Origin of the sequence: Sinimarinibacterium flocculans (assembly GCF_003201205.1) — a bacterium.
Taxonomy (GTDB): Bacteria; Pseudomonadota; Gammaproteobacteria; order Nevskiales; family Nevskiaceae; genus Solimonas; species Solimonas flocculans.
Window position 1 is genome coordinate 43,811 of the sequence record NZ_QICN01000008.1, and the last position, 8,297, is coordinate 52,107.

At 69.3% G+C, this 8,297-nt stretch carries 10 protein-coding genes; all 10 read left to right on the top strand.

All coding sequences use genetic code 11. From position 1 onward, the window contains the following. Nucleotides 1–3: 3 nt before the first annotated feature. Nucleotides 4–1,848 carry a chemotaxis protein CheA gene (locus tag C8D93_RS14040; RefSeq protein WP_110265849.1) on the top strand — a complete coding sequence of 615 codons (1,845 nt, stop codon included), beginning with the start codon at nucleotides 4–6 and terminating at the stop codon, nucleotides 1,846–1,848. Next, a complete protein-coding gene (locus C8D93_RS14045) occupies nucleotides 1,841–2,581 on the top strand; it encodes a flagellar motor protein (RefSeq protein WP_110265850.1) in 741 nt (246 codons plus the stop codon). Before C8D93_RS14040 ends, C8D93_RS14045 begins: the two co-directional genes overlap by 8 nt. Next, the gene (motD, locus tag C8D93_RS14050) at nucleotides 2,581–3,534 is read left to right on the top strand and encodes a flagellar motor protein MotD (RefSeq protein WP_110265851.1); all 954 of its coding nucleotides are present in this window, start codon (nucleotides 2,581–2,583) and stop codon (nucleotides 3,532–3,534) included. Before C8D93_RS14045 ends, motD begins: the two co-directional genes overlap by 1 nt. Then, on the top strand, nucleotides 3,531–4,004 hold the full coding sequence (locus tag C8D93_RS14055) for a chemotaxis protein CheW (RefSeq protein WP_170124033.1): 474 nt from the start codon (nucleotides 3,531–3,533) through the stop codon (nucleotides 4,002–4,004). The genes motD and C8D93_RS14055 overlap by 4 nt, the downstream gene beginning before the upstream one ends. Before the next feature lie 140 nt (nucleotides 4,005–4,144). After that, nucleotides 4,145–4,477 (top strand): STAS domain-containing protein, encoded by a 333-nt coding sequence (locus C8D93_RS14060; RefSeq protein WP_170124034.1) that lies wholly within the window; start codon nucleotides 4,145–4,147, stop codon nucleotides 4,475–4,477. Continuing rightward, nucleotides 4,474–4,836: a response regulator gene (locus tag C8D93_RS14065; protein ID WP_110265853.1), complete on the top strand. Its 363-nt coding sequence runs from the start codon at nucleotides 4,474–4,476 to the stop codon at nucleotides 4,834–4,836. Before C8D93_RS14060 ends, C8D93_RS14065 begins: the two co-directional genes overlap by 4 nt. A gap of 7 nt (nucleotides 4,837–4,843) precedes the next feature. Next, nucleotides 4,844–6,817: a chemotaxis protein CheW gene (locus C8D93_RS14070; protein WP_110265854.1), complete on the top strand. Its 1,974-nt coding sequence runs from the start codon at nucleotides 4,844–4,846 to the stop codon at nucleotides 6,815–6,817. A gap of 27 nt (nucleotides 6,818–6,844) precedes the next feature. Continuing rightward, entirely contained in the window at nucleotides 6,845–7,354 is a 510-nt protein-coding gene (locus C8D93_RS14075; RefSeq protein ID WP_110265855.1) for a chemotaxis protein CheW, read from the top strand. A 49-nt stretch (nucleotides 7,355–7,403) separates the two neighbouring features. Further along, nucleotides 7,404–7,673: a hypothetical protein gene (locus C8D93_RS14080; protein ID WP_146216617.1), complete on the top strand. Its 270-nt coding sequence runs from the start codon at nucleotides 7,404–7,406 to the stop codon at nucleotides 7,671–7,673. Between the two features lie 15 nt (nucleotides 7,674–7,688). Beyond that, the coding region (locus tag C8D93_RS14085; RefSeq protein WP_146216624.1) for a PAS domain-containing protein at nucleotides 7,689–8,297 on the top strand (609 nt) is incomplete at its 3' end.

Below are 8,297 nucleotides of genomic sequence, written 5' to 3' on the forward strand. Positions count from 1 at the left end.
CGCATGAGCAGCGACGACGACATCCGCGCCGATTTCCTGATCGAGGCCGGCGAGCTCGTGCAGGCCCTCGGCGGCCAGCTCGTGGAGCTCGAGAGCCGGCCGCAGGACCAGGACCTGCTCAACGCGATCTTCCGCGCCTTCCACACCGTCAAGGGCGGTGCCGGGTTCCTCGAACTGCATCCGCTGGTCGAGCTGTGCCATGCCGCCGAAGACGTCTTCAACGCGCTGCGTGCCGGCAAGCGGCCGGTCGATGCGGCGCTGATGGACGCCGTGCTCCAGGCGCTCGACGGCGTGCAGGCGATGATGCAGGCCGTGGCCGATGGCGCTCCGCTCGCGCCGGCCGATCCGGCGCTGCTGGACACCCTGCGCTCGCTGCTCGCACCGCCGGCGAAGCCCCGGCCGGCGCGCAAGCCGCGCAAATCCAGGGCCAAGGCCGAGGCGCCGCCGGCTGCTGCCGCGGACACGATCAGCGAGGACGAATTCGAGGCGTTGCTCGATCAGTTGCACGGCGCCGGCAAGGCGCCGGTTGCCCCGGTCCCCGCCAGCCCGCCGGCCGCCGAAGCGCAGACCGCGAGCGTCAGCGCGCCGGCACCTGCGCCCACGCCCACGGCGCGGTCACCTGTTTCCGCTTCGCCGGCGGCCGAAAACGGCAAGCCGCCGGCCGAGACCACGGTGCGCGTCGATACCGCGCGCCTCGATGCGTTGATGAACCTCGTCGGCGAGCTGGTGCTGGTGCGCAACCGGCTCAAGGACCTGCGTGCCCGCGAGGCCGACCCGGCGCAGTTCGCGCGCCCCGTCGCGGAACTCGACTTCATCACCCGCGGCCTGCAGAACGCGGTGATGCAGGTGCGCATGCAGCCGATCGGCAAGGTGTTCGCGCGCTTTCCGAAGATCGCGCGAGACGTGGCCCGCGGCCTGGGCAAGCAGGTCGAGGTCGAGCTGCAGGGCGAGGACACCGACCTGGACAAGAATCTCGTCGAGGCGCTGGCCGATCCGCTGGTGCACATGGTGCGCAACAGCGTCGACCACGGCATCGAGATGCCGGACGAGCGGGTGCGGCGCGGCAAGCCGCCCGCCGGCAGGCTGACGCTGAGCGCGCAGCAGCAGGGCGACAGCATCGCGATCACCGTGCGCGACGACGGCGGCGGCATCGACGCCGAGCGAGTGCGCGCCAAGGCCGTCGACAAGGGCCTGCTCGACCCGGTCGAGGCCGCGCAGCTTTCCGTGGAGGAATGCCTGCAGCTGGTCTTCCTGCCGGGCTTCTCGACCAAGGAGCAGGTCTCCGACCTGTCGGGTCGGGGCGTCGGCATGGACGTGGTGATGTCGCGCATCAAGTCGCTCGGCGGCAACGTGTACATCGAGTCGCAGCCCGGTGCCGGCAGCACGGTACGCATCCGCGTGCCGCTGACGCTCGCGATCCTGTCGGCGCTGATGGTATCGGCCAACGGCCGGCGCTATGCGCTGCCGCTGGCGCCGGTGCTCGACGTGTTCGCGCTCGAGCCGGGCGCCGCGGAAACGCTGGACCGCTGGGACGTGGTGCTGACGCGGCGCGACACGCTGCGCCTGGTCTGGCTGGACCCGTGGCTGTGCCGCGCCGAGGACGATGGTCGACGCCACGTGGTCGTGGCGCAGGTCGGCGACGAGCGCTACGGATTCGTCGTCGGCGAGGTCCGCGGACGCGAGGAGATCGTGATCAAGCCGCTGGGCCCGTCGCTGCGCGGCACGCCGGGTGTTTCATCGGCGACGGTGCTGCCGGACGGCCGCGTCGCGCTGATCCTCGACTTCGCCGGCCTGGTGGATGCCTGGAAACGGCGCATCGCGCGGCCGCGGGAGCTGGTCCATGGATAAGCTCTCGCTGCTCGGCGTGGTGCTCGCGCTGGTTGCCATCGTCGGCGGCAGCGTGCTCAAGGGCTCGGGCATCGCCGGCCTGATGAATCCGGCGGCGTTCGTGATCGTGATGGTCGGCACGCTGGCGGCGATCATGCTGCACACGCCGATGAAGACCTTCAAGCACGGCATGAAGATCATGCGCTGGGCGTTCCGGCCGCCACAGCACGATCCGCAGGCCTTGATCGAACGGATCGTCGAGTGGAGCGGCATCGCGCGCAAGCAGGGCCTGCTCGCGCTCGAGGGAACGGTGGAGTCGGAGGCCGACCCGTTCCTGAAGAAAGGTCTGCAGATGCTCGTCGACGGTGCCGAACCCGATGCGATCCGCAACATCCTCGAAGTCGAGATGGGCACGCACGAACACTTCGACCAGCAGGGTGCGAAGGTCTTCGAGGGCATGGGCATCTACGCGCCGACGCTCGGCATCATCGGCGCCGTGCTCGGCCTGATGGCGGTGATGAAGAATCTCGCCGATCCGAGCAAGCTCGGCTCCGGCATCGCCGCCGCGTTCACCGCGACGATCTACGGCATCGGCGCGGCCAACCTGTTCTTCCTGCCGATCGCCGCCAAGCTCAAGGCCGCCATCGCCGAACAGACGCGCGTCCGCGAGATGGCGATCGAGGGCCTGATCTCGATCTCGCAGGGCGAGAACCCGCGCAACATCGAGTCCAAGCTGCAGGGGTACCTGCACTGATGGCGAAGAAGCACAAGCACGAGGAACACCAGAACCACGAAGCCTGGGCGATTCCCTACGGCGACCTGGTGACGCTGCTGCTGGCGTTCTTCGTCGTCATGTACGCGGTGTCCTCGGTCAACGAGGGCAAGTACCGCGTTCTGGCCGACTCGCTGTCGGTGGCGCTCGGCGGTCCGCCGCGCGCGCTCAAGCCGGTGCAGATCGGCGACAAGCCGGAGAAGGGCACGCAGAACGAGTCGCTGTTCAATACCGTGACCCTTCGCGGCTTCGAGCAGGAGCGCAGCGGCATCCGTCCCGACCTGCCGGGTGCGAGGATGGGCGGCGACCAGGCCGAGCCGGGCGGGCGGTCCGGTGAGGCGTCGTCGGGCACCGCTGCCGGGATGGCGGAAGGGCAGGGCGGCGCCGAGCTGCGACGCATGGCCGATGCCGTGCAGCAGGCCATGCAGGATCTGATCGACCGCGACCTGGTGATCGTGCGCCGGTCCGAGCAGTGGCTGGAGATCGAGATCAACACCGACATCCTGTTCGCCAGCGGCGTCGCCGCCGTCGGGACGCAGGCGGCACCGGTGCTGCAGCGGCTGGCGGACATCCTCGCGCCGTTCCCCAACGTGCTGCGCATCGAGGGACATACCGACGATCGTCCGATCGCGACGCTCGCGTTTCCGTCGAACTGGGAGCTGTCCGCCGCCCGCGCCGCGAGCGTCGTGCACCTGTTCATGCAGCACGGCATCGATCCGGCGCGCATGACCGTCGTCGGTCTCGGCGAACATCATCCGGTGGCCGACAACCGCACGACCGAGGGGCGCAACCGCAACCGGCGGGTCGTCGTCGTCGTGCTCGGCGACGAGAACGGACAGGCCGCCGTGGCGGCGGCAGTGCCGGAGCCACGCAGCGGGGGCGAGGTGATCGTCCCTGCCGGCACGCTGAAGTCGCTGGCGGGGCCGGCATCGTGAGCGATCACGCCACCGCGCGGCGTCGCGACGACAGCCTCTCGCGTTGGGTCTGCTTCGCGCTCGACCACCAGATCTACGGGCTGCCGATCGGCGACGTCCAGGAAGTGCTGAGCCAGTTCGACATCGAACCGGTACCCGGTGCCGCGGACGAGGTGCTCGGCGTCATCAATCTGCGCGGCACGGTGGTGACCGTGATCGACCTGCGCCGGCGCCTGAACCTGCCGGCCGCGGCAACGGATGCGGAGACCCGGGTCGTCGTCGTCGAAAGCGACGGCGAGTGCTTCGGCCTGCTCGTCGACCGCGTCGCGGACGTCCGCAAGATCATCGACAACGCGATCAAGCGTGCGCCGGACGTCGGTGCCGGTGCGCGGCAGGCGCGCGTTCACGGCGTCTACACGCGCGACGGCGATCTGCTGACGCTGCTCGACACGGCGTCGGTTCTGGACTGCGTCCAGCTTCCCGCCGACTGATGCCGTTCGGCGGTCCCCGGACTGCCTTTCGTCCCGCTTCACCTGCGCCGCGACGCCGGCGAGCCGCTAGCAGAACGACCCGTCCGGCGCTGCGCGTCACCGCCAGCCGCCGGGACCGATGGCCGGGCTGGAGCCGAACCATGGGCAGTACCGAGACAGACGACACCGTTGACGCCGGATCGCCGCCGGTCGCCGCGACCGTGTCGCTGCCGGGCGACCTGGGCATCGAGCAGGCCGCCGCACTCAAGGCCCTGCTGATGCCGGTGGCCGCCGAAGCCGCGCCGGTGCTGATCGACGGCGCCGCCGTCGAGCGCCTGCACGCGAGCGCGTTGCAGATGCTGGCCGCGGTGTTCCGCGATCGCCGCGATGCCGGCCTGCAAACCGGCTGGTTGCAGACCTCTGCGGCCCTCACCGCCGCCACGGCGACGCTGGGTCTGTCCGAAATCCTGTCTCTCAATCCGGAGCGCACATGAGCCGCATCCTCGCCGTCGACGACTCGAACTCCATGCGCGAGATGGTCGCGTTCACCCTGCGTTCCGCGGGGTTCGACGTCGCCGAGGCGCCCGATGGCGCGGAAGCGCTCGAGCTGGCGAGAAAGGAGAAATTCCGCCTGGTGCTGTGCGACGTGAACATGCCGCGCATGGACGGCATCTCGCTGGTCAAGGCGCTGCGCGAGCTGCCGGACTACAAGTTCACGCCGCTGCTGATGCTGACCACCGAATCCGGGCCCGAGAAGAAGCAGGAGGGGCGCGCCGCCGGTGCGACCGGCTGGCTGGTCAAGCCGTTCAATCCCGAGCAACTGATCTCGACCATCAACAAGGTGATCGGCTGAGCGCGCCATGAGCGGTATCGACCTCGCGCGCTTCCACCAGACCTTCTTCGACGAGAGCGCCGAAGGTCTCGATGCGATGGAGGCGTCGCTGCTGAAGCTGACGCCCGATTCGGCCGACGCCGAGACCATCAACGGCATCTTCCGCGCGGCGCATTCCATCAAGGGTGGCGCGGCGACCTTCGGTTTCGCCGCGGTGGCCGATTTCACCCACCTGCTGGAGACCCTGCTCGACCGGCTGCGCGCCGGCACCCGCGCGATCACGCCGGCGGACATCGACGTGCTGCTGCGCTCGGTGGACGTACTGCGCAGCCTCCTCGATTTCGCCCGTGCCGGGCGCGTGGACGACGCGACGCTGGCCGAGGGCCTGAGCGCCGAGTTGCGGGCCCTGCTCGACGGACCCGCGTCCGCGGCGGCGGAGAAGACCGCGCCGCGCGCCGACAGGTCGGCCGCCGGCTGGAAGATCCACTTTGCGCCGCACGCGGGACTGTTCGCGAGCGGCAACGATCCGCTGCGCATCCTGCGCGAGCTGCAGCGACTCGGCGAGTGCCGCGTCGTCGCCACGCTCGACACGCTGCCGGCGCTGGACGATCTGGTCGCGGAAACCTGCTACCTGGCCTGGGACATCGAACTGCGCGCCGCCTGCGACCGCGACGACGTGGCCGAGGTCTTCGCCTGGGTCGAGGACGAGTGCGCACTGGCCATCGAGCCGCTGACGACCGCCGGTCCGGTTCCCGCACCGCTGCCGGCAAACGTCGCGCAAGCTGCCCTGCCGGCGAACGCCGGGACCGCGGCCCCGGTACGCGTCGACAGCGGGTCGATCCGCGTCGCCACCGAGAAGATCGACAACCTGGTCAACCTGGTCGGCGAGCTGGTGATCACGCAGGCGATGCTCCAGCAGCTCGCCGGCAGTCTGGACCCCGTGCAGCACGAGCGCCTGTTCACCGGCCTGTCGCAGCTCGAACGCAATACGCGCAGCATCCAGGAAGCGGTGATGGCCACGCGCATGCTGCCGGTGGACTTCGTGTTCTCGCGCTTCCCGCGCATGGTACGCGATCTCGCCGGCAAGCTCGGCAAGCAGGTCAGGCTCGTGACCAGCGGCGAGCAGACCGAGATCGACAAGGGCGTGATCGAGCGCATCAGCGATCCGCTGACGCACCTGGTGCGCAACGCCATCGATCACGGCATCGAGACGCCCGAGGCGCGCGCCGAGGCCGGCAAGGAAACGACCGGGACGATGCGCCTATCGGCCTCGCACCAGGGCGGTCACATCGTCGTCGAGGTTGCCGACGACGGTCGCGGACTCGATCGTGCGCGCATTCTCGCCAAGGCCGCGGAGCGTGGCCTGTCGGTCAGCGAATCGATGACCGATGCCGAGGTGTGGCAGCTCATCTTCGCGCCCGGCTTCTCGACCGCGGCTGCGCTCACCGACGTCTCCGGTCGCGGTGTGGGCATGGACGTGGTGAAGAAGAACATCGAGGCGCTCAACGGCGTCGTCGAGGTGGCGTCCGAGACCGGCCGTGGCATGCGCGTGACGATCCGCCTGCCGCTGACGCTGGCGATTCTCGACGGCATGTCCGTCGCCGTCGGCGACCAGGTGTTCATCCTGCCGCTGGGGGCCGTCGTCGAGTCGCTGCAGCCGCTGCCCGAGCAGGTCAAGCGCATGGCCCAGCAGGGCACGGTCGTGCGCGTGCGCAACGAATACCTGCCGCTCGTCGACCTGCGCGAGTGGTTCGGCCTGCCGGGCACGAAGGCTGCACCGCACGAGTCGATCGTCGTCATCGTCGAGGCGGAGAGCCGCAAGCTGGCGCTGCAGATCGACGATCTGGTCGGTCAGCAGCAGGTCGTGATCAAGAGCCTGGAAGCCAACTACCGCCGCGTGCGCGGGGTTTCCGGCGCGACGATTCTCGGCGACGGCCGCGTCGCCCTGATCGTGGATGTCTCCGCCGTCGTGCGCCTGTTCTCCCAGCCACTGGCCGCCTGAACGTTTCTTTTCCGGGAATCCGTATCCATGAGCACTGCAACAACCGAGAACACCGAGTCCGGCAGCACGGTCGGCATGCCCAACGAGTTCCTGACCTTCACGCTGGGCGACGAGGAGTACGGCGTGGACATTCTCAAGGTCCAGGAAATCCGCGGCTACGACACGGTCACGAAGATTCCGGACGCGCCGGACTTCATCAAGGGCGTGATCAACCTGCGCGGCACCATCGTTCCGGTGATCGACATGCGCCTGAAGTTCCGGCTGGGCCGCGCCGAATACAACGAGTTCACCGTGATGATCATCCTCAATGTCGCGCGTCGCGTCGTCGGCATGGTGGTCGACGGCGTCTCGGACGTGATGCAGCTGACGCCGGAACAGATCCGCCCCGCGCCGGAGTTCGGCAGTGCCGTCAATGCGCGCTACATCACCGGGCTCGGTGCGCTCGACGAACGCATGCTGATCCTGGTCGACATCGAGAAGCTCATGACGGCTGCCGACATGGCGTTGATGGACGCCGGCAGCCAGGCCCTGCAGTAGCGCGCACGCCATGCCCGTGCCGAACCCGTACGACGAACCGGAGTACCCCATGAAGACCCGCACCCCGACCCTTGCAGCCCGGCTTCGCATCGTCGCCACGCTGCTGCTCACCCTCCCTGCCGTCGTGGCAGCCGCGTGCTTCGCGCACGGTCACGGCGCCGTCGGAGCGGGCGTCCTGCTCGCCGTGATCGCCGCGGCGATCGCTGCCGGCGCCGCCGGCGCCTATCTCGCCCTGGCTGCGCTGGGCGGGTCGTCGCGCAGACGGCAGCTCCCCGCGCAAGCCTCGAGCGCCGCGCTCGCCACCGTGTCCCACTCCTGAGAAGGCCGTTCCGCCATGAAAACCGCATCCAAGGCCAAGACGGCCGTTTCGACGAAGAAGAAGGCCGCTCCCCGCAAGGTCGCGACGCGCAGCGATGCGCAGGCCGACCTCGCCGGCCAGATCGCCGCCATCCAGCGTGCCCAGGCCGTGATCGAGTTCCGGCTCGACGGCACGATCCTCAAGGCCAACGACAATTTCCTGCAGGTCGTCGGCTACTCGATGGACGAGATCCGTGACCAGCACCACGGCATGTTCGTCGACCCGGAGTACCGGGCGAGTGCCGAGTACCGCGCGTTCTGGGAGAAGCTCGGCCGCGGCGAGTTCGATGCCGGCCAGTACCGCCGCGTCGGCAGGGATGGCCGCGAGATCTGGATCCAGGCGTCCTACAACCCGATTCTCGACGCCCGGGGCCGGCCGACCAAGGTCGTCAAGTTCGCCACCGACATCACCGCGCAGAAGCAGGCGGAGGCCGAGAGCCGCGCGCAGGACCTGCGCCGGGCGGCCGACACGGCGCGGATCCGCCAGGGGCTCGACGTCGTGCAGACCAACGTCATGGTCGCCGACGCCGATCTCAACGTGGTCTACGTCAACGATTCGATCAAGCAGATGCTGATGGCCGCCGAG